At 70.1% G+C, this 15,641-nt stretch carries 16 protein-coding genes and 1 pseudogene; 7 read left to right on the forward strand and 10 right to left on the reverse strand.

Annotated features, from left to right (window positions below):
• A pseudogene (locus AZE13_RS37440) lies at positions 1 to 174 on the reverse strand (phosphoribosyltransferase family protein); the annotation flags it as partial.
• Positions 175 to 204: 30 nt separating this feature from the next.
• On the opposite strand from AZE13_RS37440, the gene AZE13_RS37445 reads away from it, so the two are divergent.
• Positions 205 to 438, forward strand: coding sequence for an AMP-binding enzyme (locus AZE13_RS37445; RefSeq protein WP_309302176.1), 234 nt, complete (start codon positions 205 to 207; stop codon positions 436 to 438).
• Between the two features lie 63 nt (positions 439 to 501).
• On the opposite strand, the gene AZE13_RS05825 is transcribed toward AZE13_RS37445, so the two are convergent.
• The 4 genes from AZE13_RS05825 to AZE13_RS05840 form a co-directional block, all read right to left on the reverse strand.
• On the reverse strand, positions 502 to 1,215 hold the full coding sequence (locus AZE13_RS05825; RefSeq protein WP_066927649.1) for an NADPH-dependent F420 reductase: 714 nt from the start codon (positions 1,213 to 1,215) through the stop codon (positions 502 to 504).
• Positions 1,216 to 1,278: 63 nt separating this feature from the next.
• Positions 1,279 to 1,662 carry a VOC family protein gene (locus AZE13_RS05830; protein ID WP_066927651.1) on the reverse strand — a complete coding sequence of 128 codons (384 nt, stop codon included), beginning with the start codon at positions 1,660 to 1,662 and terminating at the stop codon, positions 1,279 to 1,281.
• Between the two features lie 7 nt (positions 1,663 to 1,669).
• The gene (locus AZE13_RS05835) at positions 1,670 to 2,095 is read right to left on the reverse strand and encodes a VOC family protein (RefSeq protein ID WP_066927653.1); all 426 of its coding nucleotides are present in this window, start codon (positions 2,093 to 2,095) and stop codon (positions 1,670 to 1,672) included.
• Positions 2,096 to 2,196: 101 nt separating this feature from the next.
• Positions 2,197 to 2,604 carry a VOC family protein gene (locus tag AZE13_RS05840; protein ID WP_066927655.1) on the reverse strand — a complete coding sequence of 136 codons (408 nt, stop codon included), beginning with the start codon at positions 2,602 to 2,604 and terminating at the stop codon, positions 2,197 to 2,199.
• A 522-nt stretch (positions 2,605 to 3,126) separates the two neighbouring features.
• Between AZE13_RS05840 and AZE13_RS05845 the strand changes: the two genes are divergently transcribed.
• The 5 genes from AZE13_RS05845 to AZE13_RS05865 all read left to right on the forward strand — a co-directional run bounded on the left by AZE13_RS05845 (position 3,127) and on the right by AZE13_RS05865 (position 7,738).
• Positions 3,127 to 3,768: a TetR/AcrR family transcriptional regulator gene (locus tag AZE13_RS05845; protein ID WP_066927658.1), complete on the forward strand. Its 642-nt coding sequence runs from the start codon at positions 3,127 to 3,129 to the stop codon at positions 3,766 to 3,768.
• A complete protein-coding gene (locus tag AZE13_RS05850) occupies positions 3,765 to 4,937 on the forward strand; it encodes a winged helix DNA-binding domain-containing protein (RefSeq protein ID WP_066927660.1) in 1,173 nt (390 codons plus the stop codon). Before AZE13_RS05845 ends, AZE13_RS05850 begins: the two co-directional genes overlap by 4 nt.
• A gap of 120 nt (positions 4,938 to 5,057) precedes the next feature.
• Entirely contained in the window at positions 5,058 to 6,299 is a 1,242-nt protein-coding gene (locus AZE13_RS05855; protein ID WP_066927662.1) for a cytochrome P450, read from the forward strand.
• A gap of 101 nt (positions 6,300 to 6,400) precedes the next feature.
• Entirely contained in the window at positions 6,401 to 6,700 is a 300-nt protein-coding gene (locus AZE13_RS05860) for a hypothetical protein (protein ID WP_181690260.1), read from the forward strand.
• A 21-nt stretch (positions 6,701 to 6,721) separates the two neighbouring features.
• Positions 6,722 to 7,738 carry a helix-turn-helix transcriptional regulator gene (locus AZE13_RS05865; protein WP_066927666.1) on the forward strand — a complete coding sequence of 339 codons (1,017 nt, stop codon included), beginning with the start codon at positions 6,722 to 6,724 and terminating at the stop codon, positions 7,736 to 7,738.
• A gap of 14 nt (positions 7,739 to 7,752) precedes the next feature.
• Here the strand turns inward: AZE13_RS05865 and AZE13_RS05870 are convergent, their stop codons facing one another.
• The 5 genes from AZE13_RS05870 to AZE13_RS05890 all read right to left on the reverse strand — a co-directional run bounded on the left by AZE13_RS05870 (position 7,753) and on the right by AZE13_RS05890 (position 14,804).
• The gene (locus AZE13_RS05870) at positions 7,753 to 8,703 is read right to left on the reverse strand and encodes a Gfo/Idh/MocA family protein (protein WP_066927668.1); all 951 of its coding nucleotides are present in this window, start codon (positions 8,701 to 8,703) and stop codon (positions 7,753 to 7,755) included.
• Entirely contained in the window at positions 8,700 to 9,521 is an 822-nt protein-coding gene (locus AZE13_RS05875) for a VOC family protein (RefSeq protein ID WP_066927670.1), read from the reverse strand. The genes AZE13_RS05870 and AZE13_RS05875 overlap by 4 nt, the downstream gene beginning before the upstream one ends.
• Positions 9,522 to 9,661: 140 nt before the next feature.
• Positions 9,662 to 11,932, reverse strand: a complete 2,271-nt coding sequence (locus tag AZE13_RS05880; protein ID WP_066927672.1) for an ATP-binding cassette domain-containing protein — start codon at positions 11,930 to 11,932, stop codon at positions 9,662 to 9,664.
• A 4-nt stretch (positions 11,933 to 11,936) separates the two neighbouring features.
• The gene (locus tag AZE13_RS05885) at positions 11,937 to 12,815 is read right to left on the reverse strand and encodes an aldo/keto reductase (protein WP_066927674.1); all 879 of its coding nucleotides are present in this window, start codon (positions 12,813 to 12,815) and stop codon (positions 11,937 to 11,939) included.
• A gap of 423 nt (positions 12,816 to 13,238) precedes the next feature.
• Complete coding sequence (locus AZE13_RS05890; protein WP_066927677.1) at positions 13,239 to 14,804, reverse strand: MFS transporter; 1,566 nt, start codon at positions 14,802 to 14,804, stop codon at positions 13,239 to 13,241.
• 63 nt (positions 14,805 to 14,867) lie between these two features.
• On the opposite strand from AZE13_RS05890, the gene AZE13_RS05895 reads away from it, so the two are divergent.
• Positions 14,868 to 15,641 (forward strand): helix-turn-helix transcriptional regulator (locus AZE13_RS05895; protein WP_066927679.1); only part of this gene is annotated, 774 nt, incomplete at its 3' end.

The raw sequence follows: 15,641 nt of genomic DNA on the forward strand, positions 1-15,641 counted from the left end.
GTACTCGCACTTCACCAGCGAGTGCGACTTCTCATAGATCACCGCGCTGCGGACCTCGGCCACGGTCCCCACGCAGAAGTCGTGCACCAGCTTCAGCGTCTTGCCCGTGTCGGCGACGTCATCGGCGATCAGCACCTTCTTGTCGCTGAAATCGATCGCATTCGGCACCACGAGCTGGAGGACCTGCTGCTCACCCACCCGGCGATCGCCCACTGCGCGGTCTTCGGCGTACGGGGCGCGGACGCCACCGAGGAAGTGCACATCGCGGTCGTCCCGGCAGCCGGGCACCACCCCGAGCCCGGCACACTCGGGAACTTCGTCACCGAGCGGAAGGGTGCGCTGAGCGCCCCGGCCGCTGTGCACATCGTCCCGGACATCCCGCTCACCCCCGTCGGCAAGCCCGACAAGAAGCGGCTGCGGGCCGTGCTCGGCCGCTAGGGCCAGAATCCCGTCCGCTGACTCCACTGGCTCATGCCTGGTACCGGGCACGGGCCAGTGGGGTCAGCGGACGACCTTCACGCCGAAGTGGTTGCCGAGGCCGAGGGTGAGGCCGATGGCGGCGTGCATGTGGGCGTACATCTCCATGCCGCGGGCGGCGACGAGGTCGCCGAGGTCGAGGATGTCGGTCCAGCCGTAAGAGTTCAGCAGCTCGGTGACGGTCTTCTTCGCCTCGGTGTGGTTGCCGGCGAGGAACATGGTGTGGTCGCCGCCGCCGATGGCTTCGGGGTTGACGACGGTGTCCTGTTCCTGGGTGACGAAGGACTTGACGACCTTCACGTCCGGCAGGGCTCGCTGAATCTGCTCGGCGAGGCTGTCGGTGTCGCAGGGGTCGAGCTTCGGCATGGTGCCGAAGGGGGTGGGCCAGGGGTGCTCCATCTCGGCGCCGTAGAGGTAGGGCACGGCGTAGTCGATGAGGACCTTGCCGTTGAGTTGTTCGGCGATGGCGGTGAGGGCTCCCAGGGCGCTGGCGCCGTCGATGCCATTGATGACGATCTCGTCGGCGGCCGCCGCCGCGTCGGCGAAGGTGTGCAGCCGGATGCCGGGGTGGTCGGCGAGGAACTGCTGGTAGGGCGGGTTGCCCATCATGTCGGGTTCGGTGCGGGCGAGGGTGGCCTCGGGGTCGCGGGTGCCGACGTGGACGTCGTGGCCGAGTTCGAGGAGCCTGGCCGCGTGGGCGCGGCCGCCGCCTCCGGTGCCGAGGACTGCGATCTTCATGAGGTAACTCCGTGCTGTGGGTGGCGTGTTGATGGCTTGCGGGTGGCCGGGTGGGCCGGGCAGTCAGTGCTGTCGCTTCTGGGTGACGCCGATGATGTAGCCGTTGATGTCGCGGAAGTAGAGCGCCACGTTGCCGCCTCCGGCATCGACCGGGCCCTTGATGACGTCGATGTGGTCGCGGTGCTCGTCGACCCAGACGTCGAAGTCGTCAACGGCGAGGTAGTGCATACCGCAGCAGCCGGGCGGGGTGCCCTTCAGGGGCGGCAGCCAGATGCCGAGCAGGTCGGTCTGCTGGAGCATGAAGGCGAACTCGCCGCCGTAGGTCAGAACGCGGATGTAGGCGTTGGGCGGGGCGGGGAGGGCCTGGAAGCCGAGCTTCTCGTAGTAGGCGATGGTCTGGTCGAGGTCGTTGACACCGAGGCAGGTGGAGATGGCGGGAGTGTGCATGAGGGGGTCACTGTCCTTCGTGCTGGGTGTACTGGGCGTCGAACTGGTTGATGTCGTTGGGGCCGAAGATGCCGAGGATGTAGCCGTCGGGGTCGCGGAAGAAGAACTCGCGGCCGGTGCCGTCGTAGTTGGTGACGGTGTCCTTGACGACCTCGACGTGGGGGCGGATGCGCGCCACGGTGGCGTCGAAGTCGGCGACGGTGAAGTAGTGGATGCCGGAACAGCCGTTGGTGGGCTGCATGGTGGGCAGCAGCTCGCGAAGGCTGCTGTCGGTCTGGATCATCAGGGCGGGCTTGCCCTCGTGGGTGATGATCAGCAGCGGGTGTTCGGGGTTGAGGGGGCCGGCGTCGAGGAGGCCGAAGCCGAGCTTCTGGTAGAAGGCGGCGGTGGCGAGGGGGTCTGCCACGGCCAGGCAGGGGGCGATGTTCATCATGGGGGGGGTTCCCTTCCCTGGGACTGACTGGGACTGACTGGGGCTGGCTCGGGCCGGCTGTGCGGCTGACGGGAGTGGTCGGCTGGTGGGGGAGGGGGCGGTCAGGCGTATTTGCCGAGGTCGCTGGCCTGGAGTGCGGCCTTTTCGTTGATGCCGATGACGTAGCTGCCCGGGTCGCGGAAGTAGAACATCCGCTGTCCGTTGTGGTCAGTGGTGATCGGCTTGACGATCTCCGCGTGCCGCGAGATGTGTGCGAAGGCGGCTTCGAGGTCGTCGACGCCCAGGTAGAACATGCCGGCGAAGCCGATGGGGGTATCGGCGAGGACCGGGAGCCAGTTCTTCAGGTCGGCGTTGCGGTAGATCATTGCGACGAATTCGCCCTGGTAGAGGAGCATGTGGATGTCGTCGCCGGGGCGGGCGGTGCTGGAGTCCGCGTCGAAGCCGAGCTTCTTGTAGAAGGCGAGGCTGGCGGCGGTGTCGCGGACGCTGATGCATGGCGCGAAAGCCATGGTGTCCTCCCTGTCTTCTCTCTGGGTGAGGTGGGGCGGGGGTCAGGCGCTGTGCGGGGTGGCGCTGAGGCAGAAGGGCTGGCCGGAGGGGTCCAGCAGGACGGTCCAGTGCGCTCCGGGTTGGTGGGCGGGCTTGGTGACCTCCCAGCCCAGGGCGGCGGCGCAGAAGTCGGCGAGTGCTCTGCCGAGCGGCTCAAGGGAGCCCTGTGAGTTCTGCGCTAACAGGTCTGCGGAGACGCTCGGGACGTCCCACTCCTCAATTAGTACATACGTGCAGCACTTGTGTCGAGTAGCGCCTCCGAAGTGGGGCAAGTGCCTTCAGGTGATCAACCGTCCCACGTGCCCGAACAACGCTGCGTGGCGAACGGAACACGGTCGAATTGCCCGGCAGGAAGAGATCGTTTTGATGAGTCGGCATGCGGTGAGGGCACTCTCGAAGAAAGATTGATACCTTCGTACATAAGTTGCTTCACCCAAGCATCGTTCATCGCATGCATGTCAGCCCCTCGGAGGGATACGGTCATGGCAGGGCAGGGCGCCGCGAAGCGGCGGTACGACCCCAAGCGGCGGATAGCGGAGATCACCACCGCTACCGAGAAGGTCATCGCCGAGCGTGGCGTCGAGGGGCTGACCCACCGGGCGGTCGCCGAGCGGGCCGGCGTCCCGCTCGGCGCGACGACCTACCACTTCGCGACCAAGGACGACCTCATCCAGGCGGCCCTCCAGCGATCTGTCGACCGCTACGCCGCCTACCTCACCGACTGGGTCGCCCAACGCCCCGAACTCACCCCGGAACAGCTCGTCGTGCTGCTCACCGACGCCCTCATGGGCTCCTTCGGGCCTCAACGTGACATCCAGGTCGTGGAGTTCGAGCTGTATCTGGCCGCCCTGCGCCGGCCCGCGCTGCGGCCGGTCGCCGACCGGTTCATCGAGCTGAGCGTCAACGCGCTCCTGCCGTACGTCGACCCACTCACCGCCCGCGCCGCGGCCGTGGCCACCAACGGCCTGACCCTGCGCGGGCTGGCCGGCACCACACCACCCACCCGGGCGGAGGTCGAAGGCATCCTGCGTCGCATCCTCACCCCGAACCCGGGCCTGCCCACGCCCCCCATAGCAGACCAGGACACCCCACAGGCCCCCGAGTCCCCTGAGACTCCCTCATGAGCACTGGCCGCCGCATCACCGACGCCCAGCGCCGCATCCGCCTGGTCCGCCGCCACCTGCCCGGCCCTGGCCGGCGGTCGGCAACCACCCGGGAGGTGGCCGAGACGGTGCTGGCCCTGCACGCCACCGACGCCGCCACGGTCTACCTCTCGACAGCCGCCCGCCTGGAGAGCCCGCGCCACGACACCATCGAGCGCGAGCTCTACGAGCGGGCGACACTGATGCGGATGACGGCGATGCGCTGCACCCTCTTCGTCGTTCCCACCGCCCTGGCGCCCGTGATGCTGGCCGCCGTCGGCCGACCGAACGCCGCCGCCCGCACCAAGGGGCTGCTGCGCCAGCTGGAAGAGAACGGCTACGGTGACGCCGCCTGGCTGGAGAACATCACCCGCAGCACCCTGGAGGCCGTACGGGAGCGCGGCGAGGCGACCACGGCCGAACTCGCGGCCGCTGTCCCGGGGCTGGACCAGCAGCTGGTCGTCTCCCCGGGCAAGCGGTACGAGTCGCGCCACAGCATCGCCGCCGACCTGCTCTTCGCCCTGGCCGCCGACGGCCACCTCATCCGGTCCAGCCGCCGCGGCGGCTGGACCAGCAACCAGCACGCCTGGACCCTGGCTCCCGAACTTCCCGATATTCCTGCTCCGTTGGCCCGCACGGAGCTGGTCCGACACTGGCTCGGGGCCTTCGGGCCCGGCACTGTGGCCGACCTGAAGTGGTGGACCGGCTGGACGGTCACCGAGACCCGCAAGGCCCTCGCCGCCGCGGGGGTGGTGGAGGTCGCCCTCGACGAGGGGACGGGTTACGCGCTGCCCGAGGACCTCGAAGCGCCGGCGGCCGCCGGGCCCGAGCCGACTGCCGCGCTGCTGCCGGCGCTGGACCCCACCCCCATGGGCTGGCGGGAGCGCGGCTTCTACCTCGACCCCGAGCACATCCCGGCGCTCTTCGACCGGATGGGGAACATCGGCCCGACCGTGTGGTGGGACGGCCGGATCGTCGGCGGCTGGGCACAGCGCAAGGACGGAGCCCTGGCCTGGCGGCTGCTCACCGATCCCGGCCGGGAGGCGCGTCAGGCGATCGAGGCCGAGGTGGACCGGATGGCGGCGTTCCTCGGGAAGCGTCGCTTCACGCCCGCCTACCGCACGCCGCTGGAGCGCGAACTCGCCTACTGAGGACGGGAGATGGCCGGAAGGCGGCAGGTGCATCAGGGCGTTGGATGTCCTATTGGGCGCATAGCGTCGGCGGCGTTCACCCATTCCGTATGCCAGTTCCCTTGGCAGGGAGGCCTCGTCATGCCTGACGTCGACGTCATCACCTTTCCGCAGAAGCGTACGTGCCCCTATCAGCCACCGGAGGGCTATCAGCGGCTGTGGGAGCAGCGCCCCCTGGCGCGGGTGGTCCTCTACAACGGGCGGGTGGTGTGGGCGGTGACCGGCGAGGCCGAGGCCCGCCGGCTGCTGCGCGATGCACGGCTGTCCTCCGACAACACCCACCCGCGCTTCCCGTCCCTCGCCGCCCGCTTCGCGGACCTGGAGGGCATGACCCTGCCGCTGCTGACCGTCGACGACCCCGAACACCGGAGGCAGCGACAGCGGCTGATCCCGCACTTCGGTGTCCGGCGCATCGCCGCGCTGCGTGAGACGGTCCAGCGGGTGGTGGACCGGCACCTGGACGCCATGGTCCGCCACGGCTCGCCGGCCGACCTGGTCTCCGCGTTCGCGCTCCCGGTGTCGTCCACCGTCGTCTGCCAGTTGCTGGGCGTGCCCTACGCCGACCACGACTTCTTCGAGGAACGGACGCGCTGGCTCATGCGCGGGGCAACGGCCCGGCAGACGCGGGACGGGTACGTCGAACTCCGCGCGTATCTGGAGGCGTTGGTGTACCGGAAAGAGTCCCGGAGCACGTCCTGGAAAGGGACTGGGACGGCGGAGGGAGTGGTTCATGGCGATCACGGATTGCTGGACGAGCTGGTGGAAGGGCGCGGCCGGAGCGGAGGCCCGGACCGGGACGAGCTGGTGGCGCTGGCACTGGTGCTGCTCATCGCCGGGCACGAGACGACCGCCCACTCGATCGCGACCGGTGTGCTGATGCTGCTGGAGCATCCGCGGCAGCTCGCGGCGCTGCGCGCTGATGAGTCGTTGTTCCCTTCCGCGGTGGAGGAGCTGTTGCGGTATCTGTCCACCTTGGACGGCCTGGTACGGGTGGCCGTCGAGGACGTGGAGACGGGTGGCACGGTGATCAGGGCCGGGGAGGGCGTGGTGTTTCCCACGTCGGTGCTCAACCGTGACCCCGCGGTCCACCCTCGTCCCGACGAGGTGGACGTGCGCCGCGCCGATCGCCGTCATCTGGCGTTCGGGTTCGGCGTCCACCAGTGCCTGGGGCAGCATCTGGCCCGGCTGGAGCTGGAGATCGCCCTGCGGACGTTGCTCGCCCGGCTCCCGGGGCTGCGGCTTGCGGTCCCGGCCGGGAGCCTGGCATGCACGCCGGGTGACGCGTCGTTCCAGGGCGTCACCGCTCTGCCCGTCACCTGGTAGGCCGTGACCGGCAAGCCTGCCGGGCGGCAGCGGTGGCTCCTTACGCGGGTGTGCCGGTGCCATCGCCGCTGTCCTGGGGGAGGTAACAGTTGGTTTCCCAGATGACGCCGTACTTGTCGCGGGAAGGCACCGTAGGCGGCGCCCCAGAACTGGTCGGCCAGGGCTTCGAGGACTTCTCCGTCCTGGGCGAGCTTGTCGAAGGCCGTGCGCTGCTCGACGGGATTCTCGTAGACCAGGCCGACGTGAAGGTTGTTGCCGATGACGTGCTCACCGCCGGCGGTGGTGTCGGCGGTGAGCTCGGCGACGCCCAGCGCGCTGCCCCGCTCGAAATGGGGAGGAAACGGGGTGTTTCACTCGGTGTCTTCGACGGTAGGTGCTCAATAGGTCACTCGACGTCCTAGAACTCGGGGATGGTGAGCGCCATGCGAATCGATCCGGGAAAGACAGGAGAGGAGCGGGGCACACGGGACCCCGCTGCCCGTCTGCTGCAACTGCTCTCGCTGCTGCAGGCCCCGCGCGACTGGACGGGCGCCGAGCTCGCCGAGCGTCTGGGAGTTACGCCCCGCACCATCCGCCGCGACATCGAGCACCTGCGGGAGCTGGGCTATCCCGTGCAGGCGACCCAGGGCAACATCGGTGGCTACCGGCTGACCGCCGGGACCGCCATGCCGCCGCTCCTCCTGGACGACGACGAGACCGTGGCCATCGCCATCGGCCTTCGCACCGCGGCCACCGCGGCCGTCAGCGGCATCGAGGACACCTCGCTGCGGACCCTGGCCAAGCTGGAGCAGGTGCTGCCCTCGCGGCTGCGGCGCCGGGTGTCCCACCTCGCCGAGGCCGCCACCTTTGTCTCCCAGCCCGTGCAGGGGGCCGACGCCGAGCTGCTCGCAGCCCTCGCCGCCGCCTGCGTCGCCCACGAGAAGATCCGCTTCGGCTACGCCCCGGCGCACGGGGCGCCGTCGCGGCGGCTGGCCGAACCGCAGCGGCTGGTGACGGCCGGACGGCGCTGGTACCTCGTCGCGTACGACCTGGACCGCGCCGGCTGGCGCACCTTCCGCGTCGACCGGATCGATGCCCTGCACCGCACCGGCTCCCGTGTCCCCGAGCGCGCACTGCCCGACGGCCAGAGTGCCGCCGCGTACGTGGCCGACGCCTTGGCCGCCGGGCCGGGCAGCTGCCGCGCCGAACTGATCATCCATGCGCCCATCGAGCGCGCCGCCGAGGGCGTGCCGTCTTCGCTCGGCGTCCTGGAACAGCTGGATGTGAACCGATGCCGACTGCGCACGGCCGTCGACTCCCCCGAGTACCTGGCCTTCCGTATCGCCGCCCTGCGGTTGGACTACACCCTCCTGGGCCCGTCCGAAATCGTCCCGCACCTGCGCCGGATCGCCGAACGGGCCCTGGGCGCCATCGAGTCAACCCCGAGCCGTGACGGGTGAGGTGCGGTGAGGGGTCATGCCTCCTCGTTGATCTTCTGGCGGATGTCGAGAGTGAGCTGGAGGCCGTCCAGCGCGCTCTCGGGGGTGATCCGGGAGGTTTCCTTTCCGGCCAGGCAGGCCAGTACGTGGTCGATGACGGCCGCGTAGGTGTTGCGTTCGGGCAGGTCGACGGGGCGTTGCCCGGCGTCGGTGTACTCGATCAGGCGGGTGCGCCCCTGTCCGTCGAAGCCGCCGGTGAACTCCGTCTCCAGCACGGCGTCGGCGAAGACGAGCCGCGAACCGCCGCGCAGGCCAAAGGACTTGGGCATCAGGGCGGAGGAGGCGCAGCGTGCCAGTACGCCGCCCGGGTAGGTCAGCAGCGTCTCGCCGGCCGAGCCGCGGTGCTCGCCCTCGATGCCCCGTGCGGTGATGGATTCCGGGAGGCCCAGGGTGGTGGCGAAGAGGTCGAGTTCGCAGTGCATGGCGTCCATGACGAGGGAATCCAGGCGGATGTCGTAGCCCTCCCACAGCAGCGCGGTGCGGACGTCGATCTCCCAGGTGCGCAGTGCCCCGTAGGTGCCCTCGGTGATGGCTTTCCGGATGTACACGTTGACGGGGTTGAAGCGGGCGAAGAGATCGACGAACGCCTGTCGTCCGGTGGCGCGTTGGGCCTCGACGATGCGGCGTGCGTCCTCCATCGCGGTGGCCAGCGGCAGCTCGCACAGTACGTCCTTGCCCGCCTCCATGGCCCGTACGGCGTGGTCGGCGTGGAGCGGGGTGGGCAGACAGACATCGACCAGGTCGACGTCCGGATCGTCGTGGATGGCGTTGGCGTCCGTGGTGGTGGTGAAGCCGAATTCGTCGGCGACGGCCTGGAGCTTGGCCGGGGTGCGGCCGAAGACAATGACCTCGTCGATGTCCGGGCGGGCGGCGTAGACGGCGGCGTGTGCGCGGCCGAAGCCGGTGCCGAGCAGGCCGATCTTCATCGTGCGTTCTCCTTGGACGCGGTGAACAGGCCGAAGCGGTTGCCGCGCGGGTCCAGCAGGCGGGCGAAGCGGCAGCCGTCGGGGGAGGTCTCGGGCCCCTGCTCGGCGCGGGCGCCCGCCGCGACGGCCTGCTCGGCCCGGGCTGCGACGTCGTCGGCCAGGAAGCACGGCATGGCGTAGTCGGCGCCGCCGTCTTCCCGTCCGCTGTGGTCGTACAGCCCGCCGGCCGGGTACGGGCCGCCGGTGAGGATGGACTGGTACGGGCCCTCGCCCTCGAACCGCCAGCCGAAGGCGCGGGAGTAGAAGTCGCGGGTGGCCTCGGGGTCGGTGGTGCCGATCTCGAACCATGCGAAGGTGCCGGGCCGGGGCTCGAAGGCGACCTGTTCCATTTGCTCGTGACTGGCCTCCATGCCGTCCTCGAAGCGGGCCGCCGTGCTCTGGGAGAAGAGGGAGAAGACGTTGCCCTGCGGGTCGCTCAGCCGGGCGAAGACCGTGACATCGCTGACCTGGGTGGCCGGCACCTCCACGCTCGCACCCAGTCCGCGCAGCCGCTCGACGTCGGCGGCCACGTCCGTGGACAGGATCGAGAGGTTGGACGCCTCGCCGACGCCCGCTCCGCCTTCCCGGCTCGTGATGGCACCCATCGGCCAGGGCATACCGGGGGCCATGATGCGGATGTAGATGTTGCCGTCGACGGAAGAGTCCGGGTCCTGCTCGAAGGACCAGCCCAGCAACGGGCCGTAGAAGCCCTGGACCGCCTGCGGATCGGCGGTGGCGAACTCGAACCAGACGACGTTTCCGGGGGACATGAAGCTCATGTGTCTTGTCTTCCTCGTTCGTGAGTTGGTGGTTCTTTGGACGGGGTGTGGTGCGAGCCGAGGGGCGTATCCCCTTCCCCCTCAAAGCCCGTGATTTCCCCTGAAAACCACAGTAGGCGGACTTTAGGACGAAACTCGTCCTAAAGGGCTCGGAGTGCCTGCTGCTGGCGTCGCGTGTCCGAGGTGTCCAGATCGGCGCGCAGGGCCTGAGCGGTGTGGGAGGTGGGGTGCTTCAGGAGCTGGGAGGGGGTGCCGGTGAAGAGGACCTCGCCGCCGTGGCGGCCGCCGTCGGGGCCCAGGTCGATGATCCAGTCGGCGTGCTCGATGACGTCCAGGTCGTGTTCGATGACCAGGACGGTGTTGCCCGCGTCGACCATCCGGTCCAGGAGTGACAGGAGGGTCGGGGTGTCGGACATGTGCAGGCCGGTGGTGGGCTCGTCCAGGATGTAGATGCCGCCGGTCTTGTGGAGTTCGCCGGCGAGATTGAGGCGTTGGCGTTCGCCGCCGGAGAGGGTGGACAGGGGCTGGCCGAGGGTGAGGTAGCCGAGGCCGACCTCGTTGAGCAGGCTGATCTTGTGGGTGAGGGTGCGGTCGGTGAAGAGGCCGGCGGCTTCCTCGGCGGTGAGGCCGAGGACGTCGACGATGTTCCTGCCGCCCAGGGTGTGGGCGAGCACGTCGGGGGCGTAGCGGGTGCCGGCGCAGTGCTCGCACACCGTGGTGACCGGATCCATGAAGGCCATGTCGGCGGTGATCTCGCCCTTGCCGTGGCAGACGGGGCAGGCGCCGCGCGAGTTGAAGCTGAAGCACCCGGCGTCGATGCCGTTGGCCCTGGCGAACGCCTTGCGGAGCGGGTCCATGAGGCCCAGGTGGCTGAGCGGGGTGGAGCGCGAGGAGCTGCCGATGCCGCTCTGGCCGACCACGACGGCCTCCGGGTGCTGGGCGGTGAACACCTCGCTCACCAGGGTGGACTTGCCCGACCCTGCGACCCCGGTGAACACGGTCAGCACACCGGTGGGGATGTCGACGGTGACGTTCTTGAGGTTGTGCACGTCGGCGTCGCTGATCGTCAAGTGGCCGGTCGGGGTGCGGATCTGCTCCTTCAGCTCGGGGGTGCGGCGCAGGCAGCGGCCGGTGGGGGTACTGCCGTCCCGGAGGCCGTCGGGGGTGCCCTGGTAGACGGCCTGGCCGCCGTGGGTCCCGGCGCCGGGGCCCATGTCGATGACGTGGTCGGCGGCGGCGATGACGTCGCGGTCGTGCTCGACGACGAGCACGGTGTTGCCACGGTCGCGCAGCTCGCGAAGGAGCGCGTTCATCCGGCCGACGTCACGCGGGTGCAGGCCGGTCGAGGGCTCGTCGAAGATGTACGTCATGCCGGTCAGCGACGAGCCGAGGAAGCGCACCATCTTCAGGCGCTGCGCCTCGCCGCCGGACAGGGTCGAGGTCTCCCGGCCCAGGTTGAGGTAGCCGAGCCCGATGCCGTCGAGGCGGCGGAGTCCGGCTGCGGCTTGTTCGGCGAGCGGGGTGCCCAGCGGGTGGTCGATCTTCCCGAGTACGTCGATGAGTTCGGCGACCTCCATCGCCATGTAGTCGGTGATGCCGTACCCGTTGAGGCGAGTCTGGCGCGCGGCCTCGTTCAGCCGTGCCCCGTCGCAGGTGGGGCACACGCCCTGGACGGTGAACTCCTCGACTGCCTTGCGGGTGCGGGACGACAGGGTGGAGATGTCCCGGCCCAGGTAGAGCCGGTGAAAGCGGGGGACGAGGCCCTCGTCGGAGGCCGCGGTGGAGCCGGGTTCGCCGTACAGCAGGCGCTGCCACTCGGCTTGCGAGTAGCGCTTCAGCGGCTTGTCGAGGTCGAAGCGGCCGGTGCGCGTGAACAGGCTCCACTGCGCACCGCCGACGTTGAACAGCGGGAACAGCAGCGCGCCTTCGTTCAGCGACTTGGCCGTGTCGAAGAACGTGTCCAGGTCGGGCTGAACGGTCCGGCCGAGCCCGGCGCACGTCGGGCAGGCGCCCTCGGGCGTGTTGAACGAGTACGCCGTCGCCATACCCGCCGACGGCTCGCCGGCGCGGGAGAACAGCAGCCGCACGACCGAGGCGATGTCGGTCGACGTCCCCACTGTGGAGCGGGCGTTGGCGCCGATCGGCTTCTGGTCCACGACCACCGCGGTGGACAGGTGGTCGATCCGGTCGGCGTCGGGCTTCTCGTAGCGCGGCAGCCGGTTGCGCACGAAGGTGGTGAAGGTCTCGTTCAGCTGCCGCTGTGCTTCCACCGCGAGGGTGGCGAACACCAGCGACGACTTGCCGGAGCCGGACACACCGGTGAAGACCGTGATCGCGTTCTTGGGGATGCGCAGCGAGACGCCTTGGAGATTGTGCTCGCGTGCACCCTCGATGACGATGTGCTTGCTCATGAGCTCAGGTGCTCTCTGTGGTTCGGGGTCCGCTCCGAGGCCGACCGCTCCTCGTCTTTCCGGTCTGCCCGATGGAGTCGATGCGGGCGACGTCCTCGGCGTCGAGTTCCAGGTCGGCGCCGAGGAAGTTCTCAAAGATGCGTTCCGGGTGGCCCGACTTGGGGATGACCGGGATCCGGTGCGCCACGTGCCAGGCGATGACGATCTGCGCCGGACTCGCCTCGTACGCGGCGGCGATCTCGGTGAGAGTGGGGTGGGCCAGGCCGGGTTTGCGCGGGCGCAGTGGGCTGTGCCCGGTAACGAGCACCCCGCGTTCGCGGTGTCCTTCCACCACGACCGCGTCGTACAGCGGAGGGTTGAGCCGGATCTGGTTGACGGGCGGGGTGTCACCGGTTGCGGCAGTCAGGGCGTCGAGCTGGGCCAGGCTGTGGTTGCTCACGCCCACGTCGGTGGCCAGGCCCTCCTCGGCGGCGGCCAGGAACGCATCCCACACCGCGGCGTTCTCTCCCGGGTCCTTGAGCGGGGATGCGGTCTCCCCTGCTCGAGCGAAGCCGAGAGCTCGGGGAAGCACCAGCCACAAGTCGACGCGTTCCAGGCCGAGGCGGTCCAGTGACCGCTCCAGCGCCTCCGGCTCGCCGCCGGCGCGGCGCTGGGCGAACCTGGTGGTCACGAACACCTCGTCGCGCGGCAGCCCGCTGGCGGCCAGCGCCTTGCCGACGGCGTCCTCGTTGCCGTACAGCGTGGCGGTGTCGAGGTGCCGGTAGCCGGTCTCCAGGGCGAACGAGACGGCCCGGTAGGCGTCGTCGCCCTTGAGCTGCCACGTCCCGAAACCGAGCGGCGGCATCATCAGTTGGTCTGCCGCCAGGGGGCTGCCTTCGGTCATGCTTCGTCTTCTTTCTGCGGTCTCATCCCGCGGCTCAGCGGTCTTGGGAGAGGGCGGTGAGTCCCCGGCGGGTGTTCCTCGACCGGCTGCATGCCGGGCGGTTGCCGCGATGCCGGGCGGCTTGCTGCGCGGGGCGGTGTTCCGGAAGCGGAGCGGCCGGTGCGTGCCCGTCGTACGGAAGACGCATCGCACGGCCCTTCCGGGGAGGCGCGACCGGAGCCCTGGGCCGCCGCTCCGGCCCTTTCGGGGCGGTTTCCGTCCCCACTTCGCCCCGAGCCCCGGCCGCGCACAACCCCACCGTAGGATCCACTTAGGACTTAACTCGTCCTAAAGTCTTGCCTGCGCGGGCCCCGCACGCGGCGAGTCGGAGATGCGAGTGGTGAAGGGGCGGCGCCGCCGAGGTGGCGGCACCACCTGTCGGGTTCACCGGACGGATGCGAGGTCCGCGGCCTCATCCGGTGTCGCAGCGGCGTCGGCCCCCTCGCTGCCGCCGGCCTCCCTGTCCTTCTGCCCGGCCCGCCGCGGGACCGCGAACAGCACCGCGAAAGCGAGGAGGAAGGCCGCGCCGACATACGGCAGGGTGTGCGCGAAGGCGTCCGGCATCATCGCCGCCTGGGCGACGGGATTGTCGCCACCGAGGTGGTTGAAGAAGATCAGCGAGGACAGGGCGGTGCCGATGGCCTGGCCGAGCTGGGTGGTGGTGTTGTTCAGGCCGGAGGCGGATCCGGCGTGCTCGTGCGGGACCTCGGAGAGGACGATGTCCGCCAGCGGGGCGACGATCAGTCCCATGCCGATGCCCATCGGCACCAGCGGCAGCATCGTCTGCCACAGCGCGATGTCCGTGCCGTAGTGGCCGGTCAGCCAGGCGAACAGCCCCATCCCGGCCGCGGCGATCAGCGCACCGGCCTGCAGCACCCGGCGGCCGAAGCGCGGCACCAGCACCTGCATCGAGACACCGGCGCCCACCATCAGCAGCAGCGAGAGCGGCAGCCCGGACAGCCCCGCCTTCAGCGGCGAGAAGCCGAGGCCCAGCTGGAGGTAGAGCGCCCAGGCCAGGAAGAACACCCCGGAGGCCAGCCCGAACAGCAGCTGCACGCCCAGTCCGCCCGAGAAGCTCTTGCGGCTGAAGAGGGACAGCACGACGAGCGGGGAGCCGCCGCGGGCGATCACCCGGCGCTCGTACGCGACGAACAGCGCCAGCACCGGCACCGAGGCCACCAGCATCAGGTGCGTCCACACCGGCCAGCCCAGCTCACGCCCCTGGATCAGCGGCAGCACGAGGAAGAGCAGGCCGACGGTGGACAGCAGCATCCCGCCCACGTCCAGCCGGGCCGCCTGCTCGGCCCTCGACTCACGGATCAGCACCGCACCGACCACCAGGCCGATCACCCCGAGCGGCAGGTTGACCAGGAAGATCGGCCGCCAGCCCCAGCCGAACAAGTCACCTTCGACCAGCAGCGCACCCACCAGCGGCCCGGCGAGGACCCCCAGCGAGGTGACCGCCCCGTAGACGCCGAAGCCCTTGCCGCGCTCCCCCTTGGGAAAGGAGACGTGGATGATCGACAGCACCTGCGGCACCATCATCGCGGCCGCCGCGCCCTGCGCGATCCGGCCGGCCAGCAGCACCTCCGGGGAGTCGGCGAGGCCGCACACCAGCGAAGTGAGGGTGAACCCGGCGACCCCGGCGAGGAAGACCCGCTTGCGGCCGAAGAGGTCGCCCAGGCGCCCACCGGTGATCAGGCCCAGCGCGAAGGCGAGGGCATAGCCGCCCACCACCCACTGGATCTGGGCGGTCGAGGCCCCGGTATCGGCCTGGATGTGGGGAACGGCGATATTGACCACGGTCACATCCACCGCGTCCATGAAGGTCGCCACGAGGAGGACGATCAGCGCCGCCCACCGGCGGGGGTCCGCCGCCGGTGAAGGAGCGACCAGCGCATCGGCAACCGCCGCGTTCGCGACGGTATGAGAGTTTTTGTTCTCGGACATGCCGTCGACGCTAAACGCCCTTTAGGACACCTCACGTCCGTAAGCGCTGGCAGAGTGGACGGCATGACCACGGATATGCCCGCCCGGATGCTGCGCCTGCTGTCGCTGCTCCAGACCCGGCGTGAATGGTCCGGCGCCGAACTCGCCGAACGCCTGGGCGTCACCGGCCGCACCGTCCGCCGCGACATCGACCGGCTGCGCGAACTCGGCTACACCATCGACGGCACCGCCGGTACCGCCGGCGGCTACCGCCTCGCCCCCGGCGCCGACCTCCCGCCCCTCGCACTCGACGACGAGGAAGCCGTCGCCATCGCCGTCGCCCTGCGCACCGCCACCGGCGGCGTGAGCGGCATCGAGGAGACCGCCGTCCGCGCCCTCGCCAAACTCGAACGCGCCCTGCCCACCCGCCTGCGCCACCAGGTCTCGGCCCTCCAGCAGACCACCGTCCCCCTCACCTGGCCCACCGGCCCCCAGGCCGACCCCACCACGCTGACCGTCCTGGCCGCCGCCTGCCGCGACCACGAGATCACCACCTTCGCCTACACCACCCGCCACCGCACCCCCGGCACCCGCCGCGTCGAGCCGCACGCCCTGGTCTCCTCCCACGGCCGCTGGTACCTCGTCGCCTACGACACCGAGCGCGAGGACTGGCGCACCTTCCGCCTCGACCGCCTCACCGACCCCGCCCCCACCGGCCACCGCGTCCCGCCCCGCGAACTCCCCGCCCCCGACCCCGCCACGTACGTCGCCCGCACCATCACCCGCGCCCCGGTCCGCCACCGCGCCCGCGCCACCGTCCCCACCACCGACGCGGACACCCTCCGCAAACGCACCGGC

The organism is Streptomyces sp. NBRC 110611 (assembly GCF_001590865.1).
In the GTDB taxonomy this organism is placed as follows: Bacteria; Actinomycetota; Actinomycetes; order Streptomycetales; family Streptomycetaceae; genus Streptomyces.